The following is a 17,168-nucleotide window of genomic DNA, read 5'->3' as shown; positions in this document are numbered from 1 at the left end:
GCCCGTTGCTCCTCTCCAGCGGCTCGCCGTACCGGCGACGTTCCATGAGGACGGGCCATGGCGAGCCGTTGGCTGCCGCCGAATCCCGGAGCCCGTCGACGGGATCCGGGACGCCGTCCCGGCCGAGCGGTGTCACGCCTGGACGTGGCGGGGGTCAACTACCGAGCTGATTGGGGGACTTGACCACCGCTTTTCATGAGGACCACCCGGAAGTGGTCTTGCCAGCCTCCACTCTCCTGTGACTTTCTGGAGTCAAACGACCACCGCCTGTAGTTGGCGGTCGGCGCGCGGTGAAGGGATGACGATGAGCACTGCCCACGTGGCAACCACCGGCGGCGAGAACTCCACCCCTCCGATCAGCACGGTCGCAGGGACCGGGGTCGCAGGCTTCAAGGGGGACAACGAGCCTGCCGTTTCGGCTCAGTTGAACCGCCCGTACGGGATCGCGGTGGACAGCAGCGGCACCCTCTACTTCTCCGACTACAACAACCACCGGGTCCGGAAGATCACGACCGACGGGAGGATCAGCACCGTCGCCGGCACCGGCACCGCAGGTTTCAGCGGTGACGGCGGCCCCGCCACCGCCGCCCAGTTGAACCTACCGTTGGGGGTCGCGGTGGACAGCACCGGCGTCCTCTACGTGGCCGAGTACAACAACCACCGGGTCCGGAAGATCACGACCGACGGGAAGATCAGCACCGTCGCGGGGACCGGTTCCGCGGGATTCAAGGGAGACGGCGGCCCAGCGGTTTCGGCCCAGCTGACCCGCCCACGCGGATTGGCCGTGAACGACGCGGGCGACCTCTACATCGCCGATTCCGGCAACCAGCGGATTCGGAAGATCGCGGCCGACGGGAAGATCAGCACCGTCGCCGGCACCGGCACCGCGGGCTTCGGCGGTGACGACGGCCCGGCGGCCTCGGCCCAGCTGAACAACCCTTTGGCCGTGGTGGTGGACAGCACCGGCGTCCTCTACATCTCCGACTGCAACAACCACCGGGTCCGGAAGATCACGATCGACGGGAAGATCAGCACCGTCGCGGGGACCGGCACCGGGGGCTTCGGAGGTGACCTCGGCCCGGCGGCCTCGGCCCAGCTCCACGCCCCGTTCGGTCTCGCCGTGGACTGCGTCGACACCCTCTACATCGCCGACCACACCAACAACCGCGTTCGGAAGATCGCGTCGGTGAAGATGGCCGGGCTGCCCGATTCGGGCGCAGTGGTCTCCTGGGCCAACGTCCGGTCGAGGTTGCGGATGGCGGTCCTGCGGGAGTCCACCAAGGACGGGGCCGAGATCCACCAGTTGCTCCCCGCCGCCAGGGACCACCAGCGGTGGCGGCTGGTCGTGGCGGGCCAGGACGACGGCGATGTTCTGTACACGATCGAGAACCTGCGCAGCGGCAAGGTCCTGGAGGTCGTCGGAGCTCAGGAGTCGGAGGGGGCCTTGGTCGCGCAGCGCGCCTACGAGGGGGGCGACGCGCGCCACCAGCACTGGAGGCTGATTCCGGTGGGCCCCGTGACCGGGGACCAGCGGGTGTACGAGATCGCGAACCGCAACAGCGGTCTGGTCCTGCGGGTCGACACCAACGCCCGCACGGCGATCAGGCAGCACGGGGCGGAGGGCGACCACCGGGACCGGCAGTGGCAACTGCTCCCCGTATGACGCCCGAGGGGGGCAGGGGCGGCCTCGCCCCTGCCCCCCCCTCGGGAGCCGGACTCTACTGGGAGGCGGAGGGGTCCTCGGCGGTCGGCTTGGACGCCTTGGGGGCCTTGCTGAAATCGCTCTTCTTCGGCCTGTTCTCCAGGTCCTCGTCCTTCTGGAGGCCGCTGTGCTCCGTCACTGTCGCACTCGACTCCTGCATGCCGGCGGACGCCGCCGCGGACACCGAGCCGGGACTCCGGGCGTACTGGGCCTGCACACCGGCCGACGCCTGGGTGGTCTGGATGAATGAGCCCAGGAAGCCCAGGACGGCCCGCGCTTCGGGCGACTGCTCCTGCACGACCTTCGCCCGGGAGGAAGCCCCGTGGATCGCGCTGTTGAACAGGCTCGTGCTCGTGTCGTCGTATGTGTCGTCGTCGGCGTCCTCGAAGTCGACGCCGGCCCCCGGCTGCGGCTTGGCGCCGTCGGTGGTCACCGAGAAGAGGCCCGCACCCTCGCCCGCGGAGCCGAAGATGTTGTCGAACACCATGGTCGTCACCCCTGGTTGTCGTCGTGGCGGTGCCGCCCGCCCGGATCAAGGCTTCTTGTGCAACTCTCGTTCGCTGCCGGCCAGGCTCTCGCCGTCGAACATCGTGTGGTGGACCTCCAGGGCGGAGACGACCTCGGCCAGCCCCTTCATCCGGAAGCCGCCGCCCGCCAGGTCGAGGTCGCCGATGTCGCGGGCGACCAGCTGGTCGAGCCCGGGGTGGTCCCCGGGCTGCGGGGGAGACAGGACCGCCACCGGCACGTCGTACCTCACCGCGAGCAACCCGGAGAAGGTCACCGGGATCTCGTAGACGTACTGCTTGCGGGTGCGCCGTTGCGTGGCGATGGTCTCCACCCGGGAGTTCGGCTCGACCTCGCCGGAGATCTGCGAGTTGGAGCTCCAGCTGGTCTCCAGGGAGCCGCCGACGGAGGCCGTGATGCCCAGCATCAGCTGGGCGTTGAGCTCCGCGCTGCCGGTGGCGGTGCCCTGGGTCGTGAACGCCACCGAGCTCGCCACCGAGTTCGCCGCCGAGTTCGCCACCGAGTTCTTCACGGCCGTCTCGGTGGCGTTGGCGTTGTCCACCCCGATGTCGTCCTTGCTGTTCTCGTTGGTCACAGTGTTCGTGTTCTTGTTCTCCATGTCGTTCTGGAGCTGCGTCTGGAGCTGCGACTGGAGGCCCAGCTGAAGCTGGTTCTGCAGCTGCAGCTGGAGCTCCGCGCTGACGCTGCCGCCGAAGGTGAGCTGAGCCTCACCCTGGAGCGACCACGTGACCTCGTTCGACACGGTGAACTGAATCGAGTCGGTGAAGGTCATCTTGGTCGTCCGGCTGCGGTTGACGTAAGCACGCGAGGAGAACGTGTCGGGCGGGGGCTGGGTGATGTCCCGCCGCTCCTCGATCAACGGCTCCCCGAGGTTCATGTAGGCGAGCCAGCCCAGCTGGAACGCGGACCCGGGGAAAGCGCCGAAGCTCGACTTGTTCACGGAGAACCCGACGGGCCTGTGCCGCACACCGTAGTCGTCGACGTAGACCAGCTTGGGGTGGTCCAGGATGGACTTCCAGATCTGCTCGATGCCGAGCTCCCGCAGGTTCTTCTTCGTCAGCGGCTGACGCTTGGCACGTTCCAGGTTGTACGCGTTGGAAGGCATTTCCCCGTCCTCGACTAATTCCGGCCGAACCGCGCTCGGCGAAATGGCAACAGGCGTCTGCACACGTTCCGACAATCGAAGTTATCACGGGCTCCATGACTCGGGAAGATGCCTCCATGCATCACGCCCAATCGGGTGATAATGGCTCGGTTGCCACTTCTCAACTCGCTTGTGGCGAAGGTACCTTGAAGGCGTGTCGATCATCCGGTCGATGATTCCGGTGTTTCTATCTGCAGGTGCTTTGGCCTCGGCTGTTGCAGCAAGTGATGGTATTTCACTTCGGCCATCCATTCGCTTTCGAATTCACTTCGATCGAAGGCTACTGAGCCTGCTGATTCCGCGTGACAGACCATGGAACTGAGCGTCCGACGCACTGTTCTCCATATCCAGAACAGGTGAGGTTTCCGCTATGTACACCCAAGAACGCACAGCGATGGCGAATTTGGTGGTCGGCGGCCCGGTGGCGGTGAACAGCTATGACAACGCGATCGTGGCGGCGCTGCTCGAAAACCGGCCGGTCATGCTCGTCCACGCCTTCAACGGCGGCTATCTGCGGCCAGCCGAGTTGAAGGAGGAGAGCCACGACAAGGGAGTCCAGCTGGCCACCGCGCTCGACCCGGCCACCAAGGACGCGCAGGGCCACCTCTGGCACATCACGCCCGGCGGCTTCTTCGGGCAGCGGCCGCTGTACTACCTCGAGAGCGCCGCGGGCCAGGTGTCGCCCAAACCCGCCCCCGCAGGCGATGCCGACGCCGGGCGCGGCGACGACGGCGCGCCGAAGCCGCAGCGCCGGCGGATCACCGTCCACCAGGAGGCCCCGAAGAGCACGGCCGACACCGTCCAGGTCGGCCTCCCCGGCAAGGTCGGCGACAAGTGGCGCGGAAAGAACGGCGCACCCGAGGACACCCAGCTCTGGGTCGTCACGGTGACGCCGTGGGGCGGGATCACCTTCGTGCCGATCACCCACCCCGACGCCATCCTCGGGTTCAAGGACTACGCGGTGACGGCCGGCGGCGAGGTGCGTCTCACCTACAACTGGGGCGGAGACTTCACCGGGACGGTCATCAACACGTTCTACCCGCGGCTGCCCAGCGAGTGGAACGTCCCGTACCACCACGTCTTCACGTGATCCGCGGTCACCGACGTCCCAGACCCCTCCCGAGCCAACGTCCGCAGCGCCTGGAAGAGGCACCACCATGCCCGTGCCCACGGAAGACCTGAAACTGGAGATCGTCAACGCCGCCACGGGGAAGACCCTCGGCGCCAGGGCCGCACCGAGCGCGGACGGGGCGCTCGTAGTCCGCGAGTTCCCCGAAGACGGTCCGAGCCCGGAGCAGTGGCAGCTCACACCCGTGCGGGCCGCCCAAGGCGGGCAAGCACAAGGCGACCCCACGTATGTGATCCGCAACGCGGTCACCGGCAAAGTGCTCGACGACCCCGCCGCCCCGCACCGCGGCGTCCGCCAGTGGGACGCCGCCGGCAGGAAGGGCCAGCAGTGGCACGTCGTGCCCGTCGAGGGCGAAGTGGGCCTCTACTTCATCGAGGGTGCCACCGACGGCACCGTTCTCGACCTCGCGGACCCCGTCGCGGGTGAGACTCGGATCGTCCTGCGCGAGCACGACGACGGCGCGGAGAGCCAGCGGTGGCGGTTCGTCCCGGCCGAGCCCGAGCGGACCAGCGACCCGGTGCTGCGCTGGGCACCACTGGGCCACTGGAACGGCCGCCGGTCCTGGCGGCTGGACCGCTCGACCGCGCTGCGGCCGGGACCCGACGCGACGCCCTCCTTCAGCGACATGCTGCTGGTCCTCGAACGGTTCGGCAGCGACCAGGACGCCGGCGGGTGGACGGGCGACGGGACCACCCACTCCCCCCACTGCAGCGGACAACCGGGCTGGTGGGCCGGGCGCGATGCGCGGTTCCTCGCCGACACCACGGGAGCAGGACGCGCGGACATCGTGGGGCTCAAACCGGCGAAGGGGGCTGTGACGTCGTCCAGCAGAGGTGACGGCACGTTCGACGACGACCAGCGGGTCCTGCACCCACCTGCGCCCTCCCCCAGCCCGGCGGACCTTTGGAGCCTCGTGGACACGACGGGCAACGGAAGGCCCGACGTCGTCGTGCTTTCCACTGCCGGTGTCCGGGTGTCCCCCCAGGACGAGAGCGGGGCATTCGCGCCCGCGAGCGGTGAGCCGGTCCTCAAGGCCTTCGGCCACGGCAAGAAGGCGGGCGGCTGGCAGGCCGACAGACATCCCCGCTTCCTCGCCGACACCACCGGCGACGGCAGGCTCGACATCGTCGGCTGCCACGACGACGGCGTCTGGCTGTCACTCCAGGACGAGGAAGGAAAGTTCGCACCGATCGGCGACGAACCGGCCCTCAAGGCCTTCGGCCACGACGAGAAGGCGGGCGGCTGGCAGGCCGACAGACATCCCCGCTTCCTCGCCGACACCACCGGCGACGGCAGGCTCGACATCGTCGGCTGCCACGACGACGGCGTCTGGCTGTCACTCCAGGACGAGGAAGGGACGTTCGCCGACCCCCTGTACGTCCTCGACGACTTCGGGGTCGACCAGGGGTGGAGCTCGGTCGTGGAGCATCCCAGGGTCCTGGTCAGGACCACCGGTGGCGGCGCAACGGACATCGTCGGTTTCGGCCCGCAGGGCGTCGTCGTGTCACGCGGGCGCGGCGACGGCACCTTCGAGCCCTCCGAGCTCGTTCTGAACGACTTCGGGCTCGCCCAGGGATGGACGAGCGGGAAGCACCTGCGCTTCCTCGCCGACGTCACCGGCGACGGCAACCCGGACATCGTCGGCTTCGGCGACGAGGGGGTCTGGGTGTCGCACAGCCGTGGCGGCGGGCGGTTCGAGCAGGCTCAGCTGGTGTGCCGTGGGTTCGGGTACAACGAGGACGCGGGCGCTTGGCGGGTCGACCGCCACCCCCGCTTCCTCGCCGACATCACCGGTGACGGGCGCGTCGACATCGTCGGTTTCGGCGGCCCCGGGGTGTACGTGGCCCGAAACCTCTTCCGCCGCTTCCGGACCCGGTAACCCTCGGAGGACCTCCACAGCCGCATCACGGCGACTCGCCACGGCGCGCCGGAACCTGTCACCCCGCCCTGACGTGCGGCCTGGCACGCCGTCGCCTGCGAGGCCGCCCGTCGAGCGACCGCGCCGAGAGCTCCAGAACAAATGAGTGCAGTGGGGCTTTCGGGGCGCGCCGGGCTGCGGAGCGGCCGCAGCGGGGCAGCCCGGCCGGTTCCGGGCCGGACAGGGACGCCTACCGGTTCTGCCGGCACCGCTTCGGTGGCGTGAGCATGGCCACATCCCGAATTTGAGGGGCCCCTCATGTTAGCCTGGATACATGAGTCACCAGCACGTCCTGTCCGCGCCTCAGGCGCCGGCCAAGGCGCTGCGCCGTGACGCGCAGCGCAACAGGGACGCGATCGTGGCCGCCGCCCGCAAGGCCTTCGCCGAGCAGGGGCTGGACGCGTCCCTGGAGGGTGTTGCCCGCGAGGCGGGCGTCGCGATCGGGACGCTCTACCGGCACTTCCCCCGCAGACTCGACCTGGTCGAAGAGCTTTTCACCGCGAAGTTCACGGATCTGCTGGCAGCGGCCGAAGAGGCCGCGGGCATGGAAGACACCTGGGCAGGGTTCTGCCACTACCTGGAGAAGCTCTGTCAGCTGCAGGCCTGCGACCGCGCCTTCAACGACCTGGTCTCGGCCCGGCTGCCGGTCCATGCGCTCGGCAGGGGAATCTTCGAGCGCACACAGGAACGGGCCGCCCAGATCTTCCGCAACGCGCAGGAGCAGGGCGTCCTCCGTGACGACGTCACCCCGGAAGACCTCGCCTTCGTGATCTGGTCCCAGGCCGGGATCATCCAGGCCACCCGTGCCGTCGCCCCCAACGCCTGGCGCCGCCACCTGTACCTGATGCTTGACGCGTTCCGTGCGCAGTGCGCCCATGAGCTGCCGGAGCCTCCGCTGACCGCCCTGCAGGTCGACCAGACCCTCACCGCTCTCGAGTGCCCCGAGGAGGAGTGCCGCGAGTGCCAGGAGGAGGCATGAGCCGCGGCGGGTGAGGCCGCCGGGCAACACGACAGTGAGCGGGCCCGGTGCCGAAGTCGGCACCGGGCCCGCTCGTCCCCGGGAGGGCGTCGCCCTCCCGGGGAGGCGTTCAGTTTCCTGCCAGCAGCTGTGCCAGTTCGGCGTCCAGGTCGAACCGGCTGGACTCGGACCCCGGCGGCACCACGGACCACGTCTCGCGCAGGAAGGACTTCACGCCCTGCGCGGGGAACTCGAGCAGGGCCGATCCCTCGGGTGAACGCAGAGCGATGGACACCACCTCGCGTCCCGAGTCGACGACCGGCCACATGTGCACGTCGCCTCCCTGCCCGGTGGGCCCGCTCAGGGCCTGAGCCAGCATCTCGCGACTGAAGAACCACTCGACCGTGCGATCCTGGCCCGGAAGGTGGAAGACGACGCGGACGGCATAGGGGTCATGCGTCTCGTACCGCAGTGCCGTACGCATCGGCACCGACAGGTCGGGTGACAGGACGAGCTCCACGGGCAGCTCGTACGCCACGGTTCTGACCAATCTCACTGTCCCTCACTCCTGCATCCCGCTCGCCCGGCACCGCGATCGCTCCCCGGGTGCTTCGAGGCACGGCACGTGGTGGCATCGCCGGCGCGACCAGAAGCGTCGGAAGGCGAAAGCGGTACACGCGGCTCATGCGTGCCGGCCCCGTTCGGCCAAGAAGCGATTTCATCGGACCGGGCCTGATGTCGGCTCGGCGAGCGGTCGGTTTGACGAGTCGCAACGATGTGTCCCCCGGCCACGGCGCTGCGGCTCGTCAAACCGACCGTGACGGCCTGCGGCCGCATCAGCGCTGGTGCAGATACCAGGCGACCTGGTCCAGGTACCAGCGGTCGCCGCTGATGCCGGACCGCGTCGTGGCCTCCTCCTGCCAACGGTGCCCGTCCCAGGCGTACCGGTGGCTGCCGTACCCACGCTCGTCCTGCGTGCGGTGGTGGTGCCGGCCGTCGTGGTGACCTTGGCGGTCGTCGTTCTTGTACCAGCCACGGGGTGCGTCCCAGCCGTCGCCGTACTCCCCGTGGTGACCGCTCCTGTCCCCGTCCTCGTGGTGGCTGTCACGGTCGCTGACGGCGGCCAGGGCGGCGGCCGAGGACCGCGCGTGCTCCGTGGGTCCCGAAGTCGTCGCCGCCGACGCCGAGCCGCCGGCTCCGAGAAGGGCTCCGCCCGCGAGTGCCGTAGAAGCGACAGCGACCGAGACGCGCCTGATCCACCTGTTCATGGTCATTTCCTTGTCATTTCCCTGTGATGCGCGGCGACCGCGTCGATATGGCAGCCGCTGCGATGTCCGTGTCGTGCGACCCGGAGATTCCGGATCAGCCGTTGCCGAGCCGTGGGAGACATCCTGAGGGGGCCCTCATGTTCAGCGCTGCCCAGCGTACTCGAGGGGGGCCTCATGTTTGCGGTGAAGCCCATCACAGCACCCCGGGAAGAGGCGGATTGCGCGAGCGGCGCGGACCCGGGCGAGGCGATGCGCCCGGCCTTGAGCTGCTTCGACGAACACCCGGCATCAGGGAGCGACTCTCCGGGAGCGCACCCAGGGCCGACGGGAGAAGGGGAGCCGCGTTGCAGCTGCCAACCGGCGCCGTCGGGTCGGCAGCGGAGTTGCGGTTCGGGGCCTGCCGCTCCCGCTCCGGCCGTCACCGAAGGCGGGCCATCACGGGCTCCGGTCGCCGCGGCTGCCGTCGAACCTGGCCCGGCGGGTACGACCGGCCACCGAACGTGTCCGGTTCGTACCGTTCTGGGTGGGGTATCCCTTTGCTATGAGCACCGTATCGATGGAGCTGGCCGCTCCCAGCGGCCTGTTGAGTCTCGGGCTGTTCGTGGTGGCCGTGGCCGTACTGGCGATGCTCGCCGGGGGCTTCTGGCTGGGCAACCGCGTCAAGTACCGCGAGTCGCCCCGGCCACGCCCTGATGAGCAGCCCAAGCTGCCACCGGAGGGCGCGGTCCATGAGATCCGGGAGAACCGTGAGTCGGAGGAGATCCCCCGGATGCCCAAGGGCGGCCGTCCGCTCACTCCCTACGAGCTGAGCAATCAGCAGACCAGGCCGAGTACGTCGACGGACCGGCCGCGCTGGAGCAAGGGCAGCAGCGGCTCGTTCGGCGGTGGCGGGCTCGGCGCCCACTGACCCTAGACAGGCCCCCGGCCCGCGTCGAGACGTCCGACGTGGGCCACGTTCCCGAGGTCCTCGGCGTCCTGGCTCGGCGTTGCCGCGAACCAGGCGTCGAGGATCTCCTTGAGCACCGGCTGCGAGGTCAGGCGCAGGCTCAGGGCGAGGACGTTGGCGTCGTTCCAGCGGCGGGCGCCGTCGGCGGTGTACGCGTCCGCGCACAGGGCCGCCCGGACACCGGGCACCTTGTTCGCGGCGATCGAGGCGCCGGTACCGGTCCAGCAGCAGACGACCGCCTGGTCGGCGGTGCCGGCGGCGACATCGCGGGCGGCCGTCTCCGAGCAGACCGCCCACTGCGGGTCGGCCCCCGGTTCCAGCGCGCCGTACGTGCGCACCTCGTGGCCACGGCGGCGCAACTCCTCGACGAGGAGACGCGCGACAGGTTCGTCCATGTCGGAGGAGACGGAGATCCGCATGCCCACAGCCTAGGGCCGGTCCGGGGTGGCATCCGTGCGGGCCTCGATCGCGGTGAGCACCGAGGACATGTCGAGGCGGCCGTTGCCCAGCCGTACGCTCTCGCCGTAGAGATCGCTGCTGAGGTCCAGGAGCGGGGTGGCGATGCCGGCCGCGCGGGCCGCGTCGGCGATCAGCCGGGTACTGGTGTAGGCGTCCGAAGTCGCGGCCTGGACCGTGAAGTCGTGCGCGGCGAGCATCGGGACCTTGACCCGGGTCACGCCGCTGCCGAGCTGCCCGGAGTCCACGACGGCCCGGAAGCTCTCCAGGTCCAGGTCCTGCCGCCGGGCGAAGTGGACGGCCTCGGCCAGCGCCGCGATCGTCGTGTTCAGGTAGAGGTTGACGGCCAGTTTCATCAGCACGCCGGTGCCGGCTTCGCCGCAGTAGACGGTCTCCCGGCACATCGGGGCGAGCAGCGGCCGTACCTCTTCCACCGTGTCCCGGTCGCCGCCGAGCATCGCGACCAGTTCGCCCGCCTCGGCGGGCCTGCGCGATCCGGACACCGGAGCCTCGACGAAGCGGCCGCCGGCGGCGCGGACGTCGGCGGCCAGCCCGCGCGCGTACTCCGGTGCCGTCGAGCCCATCGACACGACGACGCGGTCGGCGACCAGTTTGCCGAACCCCGGGCCGCCCCGGCCGAGGACCGTGTCCGTCACCGCCTCGTCGAGGAGCATGACGATCACGACACGCGCGCGTGCGAAGACGTCCTCGACGCTCGCCGCGAGCCGCGCCCCGGCCGCACGCAGCGGCTCGGCGCGGTCGGTGGTCCGGTTCCACACGACGAGCGGGGTACCGGCCCGGGCGAGATTGAGCGCCATGGGCTGCCCCATCACGCCGAGCCCGACGAAGCCGTACCGGGGGGCGTCGGGGCCGGCGGTCACTTGCGTCATCGTCGTAACTCCTGGTCGGCGCGCGGAAGGTGAGGGCCATCGGCACTGTACGGCGCGCGGGCGCGGCCGCCCACGACGGGTGAGGCCGATCGGGTCAGGCGCGGCGCGCCTCGGGGGTGCGGGCGGTCGTCGGTGCAGGATCGGGTGTGCGGCCGCCTCGGGACGGGCCGAACCACCACGTGAAGAGGCCCGGCCATGACACTCCTCGACAGCCCGTTGTTCCGGCCGCTCGGGCTCGGCGGCACCGCGGCGGCGGCATGACGACCGCTCCGGGCGGCGGCCGCTACGGCGAGACCTTCTTCCGGCCCGATCAGGCGGGCGAGGGTGAGCGCATCGACGTCGGCGCCCTCGTCTACGACGACGTCACGATGGCCCGGCTGCGGGCGCTCGGGGTCGGCCCGGGCTGGCGTTGCCTCGATGTGGGCGCCGGCACCGGCACGGTCTCCCGCAGGCTCCTGGAGGAGGCCGGGGTGGAGAGCGTGCTCGCCGTGGACCGGGACGTACGGTTCCTCACCGAGCGGCCCGGGCTCGATGTCCTGGAGGCCGACATCACCGCCGCCCCGGACTCGGTCCCGGGCCGGTTCCGGCTCGTCCACGCGCGCTTCGTGCTGATGCACCTGTCCGAGCACGACCGCCTGATCACCGCGCTGGCCGGGCTCGTGGAGCCGGGCGGGGTGCTGGTGCTCAGCGACGCGGTCGACCTGACGAGCGACCGGACGCCCGACACGCCGTACACCCTGGCGATGCGGGCCATGTGGCAGGGGCTGCGGGCGACCATCGGTACCGACATCTCCTGGGTGCCGTCGTACCCGCAGCTGCTGCGGGGGGCGGGGCTGGTGTCCGTCGCCGCCGAGATCCACGTGCCGCCACTGCTGCCGGGCAGCCCCATCAGCCGGTTCTGGGCGGACACCTGGGAGCGGAGCCGGGCGGCGATGCTCGCCACCGGCCTGGTCGACGACGCGGCCGTCGACGCGGCGGTCCGCTACCTGGCCTCCGACGAGTGCGCCGCGCTCTCCGCCGGCATGCTGACCGCCTGGGGACGCAGACCCGAGGAGCAGTCCGCGGGCTGACCCACCGCGACCGGCGGACTCCCGTGCTCCCGCTTCCGGCGGCGCACGGGACGCACGACACCGGACGCGCCGACGTACCTCGTGCGGACGGGCGCCGACGTACCGCGCGTGGACACGCGCCGAGGTACCGCGCTTTCGGCGGCGCCTGCCGTGGTTCGCGGACGACGGTGACTCCGCGTGTCCGGTCGTATCCAGGTCTCGCATCTGCGCAGAACCAGCACACAGGCTGCACACTGCCCGGCCAAAGGATCGCTACCGTTCTGGCCGTTCGATCCCACGTGTGATCGAGATCAGGCCACGGCCGAGGACGCCGTTGGCGCAGTCGAGTCAGGAAGACCGCGGATGGACTACTGCTCCTCGTGCCGTCGGCACCTCAACGGCGCCCTGGCGTGCCCCGGTTGCGGCGCCTACGCCCCGGACATCGCTCCCCGCGCCGTTGTGACGCCCTGGCGGGCCCCGGCGGACAGCACCTGGCACGACGACATGGAAGAGACGGACGAGGGGGCAGAGGCCACCGAGCTCTCGTACGACGGCTCCCCCGCCGCGGCTGCCGCGCCGACCGGCCGGGCAGCCCGGCGACGTCAGCGCGCCCGCTGGAAGAAGACCCAGCGGCGGGCTCTGGTGGCCACCGCGGTCGCCCTGGTCGGCGGCGGTCTGACCGTCGCCTCGCTGGACCGGCAGTCCACGGACCGGGCGCAGGCGGCCAGCGCTCCTGACAACACGACCATGGGATTCGCGGACGAGGAGGCCACGGTGCCCACGCCGTCGGCGTCGGCACCGACCGGCCGCCACCGGGCCCCGGACCCCACCCCCTCCGCCCGGTCGACGGCCACGGCCAACGCGCCGCAGGAGCAGAGCGCCGGTACACCGCGCGCCACCCCGACGCCCCGTCGGCTCACCCTCACGTCGGTGCCGTCCACGGCGTCGTCCGCCGCCCAGCCCCAGGCAGCGGCGCCGGCCGCGGCAGCGGGCAGCGCCACCGCCCCCCAGTCGGAACCGGCGACCACGCCCCCGCCCGCTCCCACCGCCGGCGACAGCACACCGGCACCGACCGCGAGTCCCGAGCCGACCGCGACCTCGCCCTCGCAACTCTGCCTGCTGGTCATCTGCATCGGCTGACGCACCGCCCCGACGGCCGACTCACTACGTCGATCCGGTCCACCGGCCCCCGGGCCAGGGCGCGTTCGGCCACGGAGGGCACCTGCCCTGTTCTCGCAGGGACGTCAGGAACCGGCCGCGGGAGCGCCGTCGGCTGTGCGCCTGCCCGCGGGACCCGGCTCGTCGGCGCCCGGGTGAAGGTGCTGGAGGGGTTGGAGGACGATCCGGGTGATCAGCCAGACGCCTGCGGCGGTGATGACGGCGGCGACGATGACGGTGTTGTCGGCCAGGCGGCGTTCGACGGGGTCGAGGTCCTGGAGGACTTCGAGGCGGCCTCCTCGGGTACCGAGGGGTTCGGTCGGGGAGCGCCAGGTCTGCCCGTCGGTCCGGATCGTGGCGTAGCCCTCGCCGGCCGGCGGCGGGAGCCGGGTGGGCGGCGTCTCGCCGCGTTGGGCGACGACCTGCCCGCCGGAGACGAGGCGGACCAGGGTCTGGCTGCCGGCCAGCAGGCCGCCGTAGTCGTCCCCACCCGCGTCCTCGCCGGTCGCGGTGTGGTCGCCCTGGTCGAGGAGTTCGCCGACGTCCTGGTGGACCTTCGTCGCGCGGGCGGCAAGCCGGCGGTCGACGTCGGTGCGGTCGCGGTGGTCGATCCGGGCGGCGATGACCAGACCGGCCGGCGCGACGACCGTCACCAGCGTGGCGACCACGACCGTGATCTGGGAGCGCAGGCTGCGCGGGGTCAGTCTCACGAGCCGGTGCGCAGGACGAAGCGGATACCGCGGACCGTCTGCAGGACGCGAGGACGGCCGTCCGTCTTGAGCCTCTTGCGGAGGTAACCGGTGGAGACGTCGACGACGTTGGTGTCGACGTCCCAGGTGTAGCCCCACACCTGCGCCAGGAGCTGGGCACGGCAGAGGACCTGGCCGGCCCGATGCGCGAGGGCGAGCAGGAGGTCGAACTCGCGGGTGGTCACTCTCGCCGTCCTCGGCCAGCCTGACGGTGAAGCCTTCCAGGCCCAGGCCCAGGCCCAGATCCAGGGCCTCGCATACGCCGGGGTCGTCGTCGACCACCAGGACCTCCGGCTTGCGGCCCGCTGCCATAGAGGGTTTCCCCGGGCGGGAGTTCAGCGGGCCGCCCGGTGTGCCCGTGACCGATCCCAAGTCCGGCTTCCTGGCGGCGGGTTCACCGTTCGAGGGGCAGGCGAGCGACGGCGACGCGGCGGACGTCGTCGTCGCCCCGCCACGATCCGGACCGTGCCGGTCCTCCAGTGGCCGGGTTCGAAGTGCCGCGGTCCGTGGAGTTCCGGGAGGAGTCGCCGCCGAACGCCACGGGCAAGGTGATGAAGGACCAACTGCGATGAAAGGGCGGACGGGATCCACGACCGGGAACCCGTCCTCGGAGAACGGAGACCTCCTGTGACGACGAATCCCGCTACCGATGCGCCGGCGGATCTGTCACTCGCCCCGCTCGAACGACTCGACGAGGAGATCATCGCGCTGCTCGCGCGCCGCCGCGCGATGGCCCAGGAACTCGCGCCCCCGGCCCGCGCCCGCGCCGCCGACCCGGCCTTCGCGGAGACCGTACGCGGCATCACGGGCCGTTACCGCCAGGAACTGGGCGGCGCCGGCGAACTCGTCGCCCGCGCGGTCATGGTGCTGTGCGATCCCAGCCGCGACTCCTGAAGAAAGCTTCCTCCGTGGCCCGGGCCCGGGTCGGGGCCGCGGAGGCGCCGGGATCGGCCGGCGGTTCCGGCAGCAGGTGGCACCGAGGTGCTGTGCCGCGAAGCCGGGGCGCTGGTGCGCGTGCGGGGCACCGCGCCCCGGCCGGTTCAGCCGGGGCTCCCGTGATTCACCAGGCCAGCGGGCCGTTGACGTCGAAGTAGCCGCCGGTCGGTCCGTCCGGGCCGAGCTGTGCCATCCGGACGATGATCTCGGCGCCCTCCGCCACGGTCTGCGTGCCCGTGTTGCCGTTCAGGTCGGTCTTGGTGAACCCGGGCTCGACGGAGTTGATCCGCATGTCCGGGAACGCCTTCGCGAACTGCACGGTGAGCATGTTCACGGCGGTCTTGGAGGTCGGGTAGGCGATGCCCGGGTAGAAGTGGGCGGGGTGGTCGGGGTCGGAGAGGGCGGTCAGCGAGGCCAGTCCGCTGCTGACGTTGACCACTACCGGTGCTGAGGAGCGTCGCAGCAGCGGCAGGAAGGCGTGCAGGACGCGGACCACGCCGAAGACGTTGGTCTCGAAGGTGTTCCGCATCTGGTCGGCGGTCACGGTCTCGGCGGTCGGCACGCTGTTGTCCGCGGTCCGGGTCTCGATCCCGGCGTTGTTGATCAGGACGTCCAGTCCGCCGTCGGCCTCGATCGCCTTGGCCGCGGCGTCGACGGAGGCGTCGTCGGTGACGTCGAGGAGGACGAACCGGGCGCCCAGCTCCTCGGCGGCCCGGCGGCCACGCTCGGCGTCCCTGGCGCCCACGTACACGGTGTGACCTGCGGCGATGAGCTGGCGGGCGGTCTCGTAGCCGATGCCCTTGTTGGCTCCGGTGATCAGTGTTGTCGTCATGCGTCCAGCCTGCGCCCCGGCCGCCGGGTCAGCCAGCAGCCCCTGCTTCCTGGGACTGCCGGTACCAGGCACATCCGCGGCCGGCGGTGTTGACTGGGGGGCATGACGGCGACGGAACTCGGACGGGCGCTGCGGCGCTGGCGCGACCGGGTGTCCCCGGACGCGGCGGGGCTGCCGGCCGGTGGCCAGCGGCGCGCGGCCGGGCTGCGACGCGAGGAACTGGCGTTGCTGGCCGGGATCTCGGTCGACTACATCACCCGCCTCGAACAGGGCCGGGCGGTCAATCCGTCCGTGCAGGTCGTCGAGGCGCTGACGCGGGCGCTGCGGCTCTCCGCGGACGAGCGGACCTACCTGTTCGGGCTGTCGGGGCTGGTGCCGCCGGGCCCGGACGTGGTTCCCGGGTACCTCACTCCCAGCGTGCAGCGGCTGCTGGACCGGCTGTCCGGCACCCCGGTCGCGGTCTCGGACGCGGCCATGACCCTGCTGGTGGCCAATCCGATGTACGCGGCGCTGATGGGCGACCCGTCCGGTCGCCGCGGTTTCGAACGCAACGGCGTGTGGCGCAACTTCCTCGGCCTGCCGACCCGGGTTCGCCACGCGCCCGAGGAGCGGCGTGCCTTCGAGGTCGGCATGGTGGCCGAGCTGCGTTCGACGGCCGCGCGTTATCCGGCCGACCGCCAACTACAGCGCATGATCACGGAGTTGCGTGCCGGGAGCGAACGGTTCGCCGAGCTGTGGGACGCGGGGGTCGTCGGCCGGCTGGAGGCGTCGCGCAAGACCATCGAGCATCCGCAGGTCGGCCTGCTCACGCTGGACTGCGACCAGCTCCGGGTCGAGCAGCACGACCTGCACATCCTCGTGTACTCGGCCGAGCCGGGCACCGAGGACGCCGAGAAACTGGAACTGATCTCGGTACTCGGCACCCAGAGCCTGGCCGAGCGGCACTAGCTCCGTACTTCGCGGCTGACCTCATGATGCGAGCCGTGACCACCTGCTCGTATCGTGGGAAGACAGAGCGGCGCGGTAAGCGGGAAATCATGGCAGAACCGGCGGTCGACTACGCGGCGGTGTTCCAGGCTCTTCCCGGGGCGGTGGCCCTGGTGACTCCGCAGCTGATCATCGCGGATGCCAACGCCGAGTTCCTGCGCCTCCGGGGCCTCCCCCGCGAGGAAGTGGTCGGTAGTTTCATGCCCGAGGACCGCCCCGAGAGCGACTCCGCCGAGCCTCTCCTGCTCAAGGTTCTGGCGTCTCTGCGCCGGGCGGCGGACACCGGTGAGCGCACCGTCGTGGCGCTGCAGCGCTTCGACATGAAGGATCCCGACCGGCCAGGGGTGTGGCACGAGCGGTATTTCAACGTGACCAACATTCCGGTGTTCGGAGCCGACGGGCGGGTGACGCTGCTGCTGCAGCGGCTGGAGGACGTCACCGAACTCATCCGCGCCCGTGAAGTCGCGCTGACCCTGCAAGAGGCCATGCTGCCCACCCCTCGCCTGGACGGGCGGCACCCG

General features: G+C 70.9%; 19 protein-coding genes. 10 read left to right on the top strand and 9 right to left on the bottom strand.

Translation table 11 applies throughout. The annotated features are described in order from the left end of the window. Nucleotides 1-304: 304 nt before the first annotated feature. On the top strand, nucleotides 305-1,663 hold the full coding sequence (locus tag ACWDGI_RS36230; protein ID WP_450766504.1) for an NHL domain-containing protein: 1,359 nt from the start codon (nucleotides 305-307) through the stop codon (nucleotides 1,661-1,663). A gap of 55 nt (nucleotides 1,664-1,718) precedes the next feature. Here ACWDGI_RS36230 and ACWDGI_RS36225 read toward each other — a convergent pair whose 3' ends face one another. Together ACWDGI_RS36225 and ACWDGI_RS36220 are read right to left on the bottom strand one after the other, a co-directional pair. Continuing rightward, nucleotides 1,719-2,189, bottom strand: a complete 471-nt coding sequence (locus ACWDGI_RS36225; protein ID WP_450766502.1) for a hypothetical protein — start codon at nucleotides 2,187-2,189, stop codon at nucleotides 1,719-1,721. A 45-nt stretch (nucleotides 2,190-2,234) separates the two neighbouring features. Beyond that, nucleotides 2,235-3,332: a hypothetical protein gene (locus ACWDGI_RS36220; RefSeq protein WP_450766500.1), complete on the bottom strand. Its 1,098-nt coding sequence runs from the start codon at nucleotides 3,330-3,332 to the stop codon at nucleotides 2,235-2,237. 409 nt (nucleotides 3,333-3,741) lie between these two features. Between ACWDGI_RS36220 and ACWDGI_RS36215 the strand changes: the two genes are divergently transcribed. The 3 genes from ACWDGI_RS36215 to ACWDGI_RS36205 all read left to right on the top strand — a co-directional run bounded on the left by ACWDGI_RS36215 (nucleotide 3,742) and on the right by ACWDGI_RS36205 (nucleotide 7,397). After that, nucleotides 3,742-4,461 carry a hypothetical protein gene (locus tag ACWDGI_RS36215; RefSeq protein ID WP_450766498.1) on the top strand — a complete coding sequence of 240 codons (720 nt, stop codon included), beginning with the start codon at nucleotides 3,742-3,744 and terminating at the stop codon, nucleotides 4,459-4,461. A 67-nt stretch (nucleotides 4,462-4,528) separates the two neighbouring features. Continuing rightward, nucleotides 4,529-6,379, top strand: a complete 1,851-nt coding sequence (locus ACWDGI_RS36210) for an FG-GAP-like repeat-containing protein (RefSeq protein WP_450766496.1) — start codon at nucleotides 4,529-4,531, stop codon at nucleotides 6,377-6,379. A 313-nt stretch (nucleotides 6,380-6,692) separates the two neighbouring features. Then, nucleotides 6,693-7,397, top strand: coding sequence for a TetR/AcrR family transcriptional regulator (locus tag ACWDGI_RS36205; protein WP_450766494.1), 705 nt, complete (start codon nucleotides 6,693-6,695; stop codon nucleotides 7,395-7,397). A gap of 109 nt (nucleotides 7,398-7,506) precedes the next feature. On the opposite strand, the gene ACWDGI_RS36200 is transcribed toward ACWDGI_RS36205, so the two are convergent. Next, a complete protein-coding gene (locus tag ACWDGI_RS36200; protein WP_450766492.1) occupies nucleotides 7,507-7,932 on the bottom strand; it encodes an SsgA family sporulation/cell division regulator in 426 nt (141 codons plus the stop codon). Nucleotides 7,933-8,212: 280 nt separating this feature from the next. After that, nucleotides 8,213-8,644, bottom strand: a complete 432-nt coding sequence (locus ACWDGI_RS36195) for a hypothetical protein (protein ID WP_450766491.1) — start codon at nucleotides 8,642-8,644, stop codon at nucleotides 8,213-8,215. Between the two features lie 541 nt (nucleotides 8,645-9,185). Between ACWDGI_RS36195 and ACWDGI_RS36190 the strand changes: the two genes are divergently transcribed. Further along, entirely contained in the window at nucleotides 9,186-9,551 is a 366-nt protein-coding gene (locus ACWDGI_RS36190; RefSeq protein WP_450766489.1) for a DUF6479 family protein, read from the top strand. A gap of 2 nt (nucleotides 9,552-9,553) precedes the next feature. Here the strand turns inward: ACWDGI_RS36190 and ACWDGI_RS36185 are convergent, their stop codons facing one another. Both ACWDGI_RS36185 and ACWDGI_RS36180 read right to left on the bottom strand, forming a co-directional pair. Next, nucleotides 9,554-10,009, bottom strand: a complete 456-nt coding sequence (locus ACWDGI_RS36185) for an RpiB/LacA/LacB family sugar-phosphate isomerase (protein ID WP_450766487.1) — start codon at nucleotides 10,007-10,009, stop codon at nucleotides 9,554-9,556. A gap of 9 nt (nucleotides 10,010-10,018) precedes the next feature. Next, nucleotides 10,019-10,936: an NAD(P)-dependent oxidoreductase gene (locus tag ACWDGI_RS36180; protein ID WP_450766485.1), complete on the bottom strand. Its 918-nt coding sequence runs from the start codon at nucleotides 10,934-10,936 to the stop codon at nucleotides 10,019-10,021. Nucleotides 10,937-11,193: 257 nt separating this feature from the next. On the opposite strand from ACWDGI_RS36180, the gene ACWDGI_RS36175 reads away from it, so the two are divergent. Both ACWDGI_RS36175 and ACWDGI_RS36170 read left to right on the top strand, forming a co-directional pair. Beyond that, nucleotides 11,194-12,006, top strand: coding sequence for a class I SAM-dependent methyltransferase (locus tag ACWDGI_RS36175; protein ID WP_450766483.1), 813 nt, complete (start codon nucleotides 11,194-11,196; stop codon nucleotides 12,004-12,006). A gap of 342 nt (nucleotides 12,007-12,348) precedes the next feature. Further along, a complete protein-coding gene (locus ACWDGI_RS36170) occupies nucleotides 12,349-13,125 on the top strand; it encodes an SCO2400 family protein (RefSeq protein ID WP_450766482.1) in 777 nt (258 codons plus the stop codon). A 104-nt stretch (nucleotides 13,126-13,229) separates the two neighbouring features. Here ACWDGI_RS36170 and ACWDGI_RS36165 read toward each other — a convergent pair whose 3' ends face one another. Next, nucleotides 13,230-13,853 (bottom strand): hypothetical protein, encoded by a 624-nt coding sequence (locus tag ACWDGI_RS36165; RefSeq protein WP_450766480.1) that lies wholly within the window; start codon nucleotides 13,851-13,853, stop codon nucleotides 13,230-13,232. After that, nucleotides 13,850-14,077: a winged helix-turn-helix domain-containing protein gene (locus tag ACWDGI_RS36160; protein WP_450766478.1), complete on the bottom strand. Its 228-nt coding sequence runs from the start codon at nucleotides 14,075-14,077 to the stop codon at nucleotides 13,850-13,852. Before ACWDGI_RS36160 ends, ACWDGI_RS36165 begins: the two co-directional genes overlap by 4 nt. Before the next feature lie 442 nt (nucleotides 14,078-14,519). On the opposite strand from ACWDGI_RS36160, the gene ACWDGI_RS36155 reads away from it, so the two are divergent. Beyond that, nucleotides 14,520-14,786, top strand: coding sequence for a hypothetical protein (locus ACWDGI_RS36155; RefSeq protein ID WP_450766476.1), 267 nt, complete (start codon nucleotides 14,520-14,522; stop codon nucleotides 14,784-14,786). A gap of 166 nt (nucleotides 14,787-14,952) precedes the next feature. On the opposite strand, the gene ACWDGI_RS36150 is transcribed toward ACWDGI_RS36155, so the two are convergent. Continuing rightward, the gene (locus ACWDGI_RS36150) at nucleotides 14,953-15,660 is read right to left on the bottom strand and encodes an SDR family oxidoreductase (protein WP_450766474.1); all 708 of its coding nucleotides are present in this window, start codon (nucleotides 15,658-15,660) and stop codon (nucleotides 14,953-14,955) included. A 102-nt stretch (nucleotides 15,661-15,762) separates the two neighbouring features. Between ACWDGI_RS36150 and ACWDGI_RS36145 the strand changes: the two genes are divergently transcribed. Continuing rightward, the gene (locus ACWDGI_RS36145) at nucleotides 15,763-16,608 is read left to right on the top strand and encodes a helix-turn-helix transcriptional regulator (RefSeq protein WP_450766472.1); all 846 of its coding nucleotides are present in this window, start codon (nucleotides 15,763-15,765) and stop codon (nucleotides 16,606-16,608) included. 35 nt (nucleotides 16,609-16,643) lie between these two features. Next, nucleotides 16,644-17,168, top strand: a 525-nt coding sequence (locus ACWDGI_RS36140; protein WP_450766470.1) for a PAS domain-containing protein, incomplete at its 3' end; no start/stop codon positions are given.

The organism is Streptomyces sp. NPDC001220, from assembly GCF_053597895.1.
The sequence above is the reverse complement of the archived record's forward strand: the minus strand, read 5'-3'. Positions and strand labels throughout refer to the sequence as shown.

Coding starts and splice junctions, on each gene's coding strand:
- ACWDGI_RS36230 (WP_450766504.1), top strand. CDS start 305: ATGAGCACTGCCCACGTGGCAACCACCGGCGGCGAGAACTCCACCCCT.
- ACWDGI_RS36185 (WP_450766487.1), bottom strand. CDS start 10,009: ATGCGGATCTCCGTCTCCTCCGACATGGACGAACCTGTCGCGCGTCTC.
- ACWDGI_RS36210 (WP_450766496.1), top strand. CDS start 4,529: ATGCCCGTGCCCACGGAAGACCTGAAACTGGAGATCGTCAACGCCGCC.
- ACWDGI_RS36190 (WP_450766489.1), top strand. CDS start 9,186: ATGAGCACCGTATCGATGGAGCTGGCCGCTCCCAGCGGCCTGTTGAGT.
- ACWDGI_RS36170 (WP_450766482.1), top strand. CDS start 12,349: ATGGACTACTGCTCCTCGTGCCGTCGGCACCTCAACGGCGCCCTGGCG.
- ACWDGI_RS36150 (WP_450766474.1), bottom strand. CDS start 15,660: ATGACGACAACACTGATCACCGGAGCCAACAAGGGCATCGGCTACGAG.
- ACWDGI_RS36215 (WP_450766498.1), top strand. CDS start 3,742: ATGTACACCCAAGAACGCACAGCGATGGCGAATTTGGTGGTCGGCGGC.
- ACWDGI_RS36220 (WP_450766500.1), bottom strand. CDS start 3,332: ATGCCTTCCAACGCGTACAACCTGGAACGTGCCAAGCGTCAGCCGCTG.
- ACWDGI_RS36195 (WP_450766491.1), bottom strand. CDS start 8,644: ATGAACAGGTGGATCAGGCGCGTCTCGGTCGCTGTCGCTTCTACGGCA.
- ACWDGI_RS36205 (WP_450766494.1), top strand. CDS start 6,693: ATGAGTCACCAGCACGTCCTGTCCGCGCCTCAGGCGCCGGCCAAGGCG.
- ACWDGI_RS36145 (WP_450766472.1), top strand. CDS start 15,763: ATGACGGCGACGGAACTCGGACGGGCGCTGCGGCGCTGGCGCGACCGG.
- ACWDGI_RS36180 (WP_450766485.1), bottom strand. CDS start 10,936: ATGACGCAAGTGACCGCCGGCCCCGACGCCCCCCGGTACGGCTTCGTC.
- ACWDGI_RS36225 (WP_450766502.1), bottom strand. CDS start 2,189: ATGGTGTTCGACAACATCTTCGGCTCCGCGGGCGAGGGTGCGGGCCTC.
- ACWDGI_RS36175 (WP_450766483.1), top strand. CDS start 11,194: ATGACGACCGCTCCGGGCGGCGGCCGCTACGGCGAGACCTTCTTCCGG.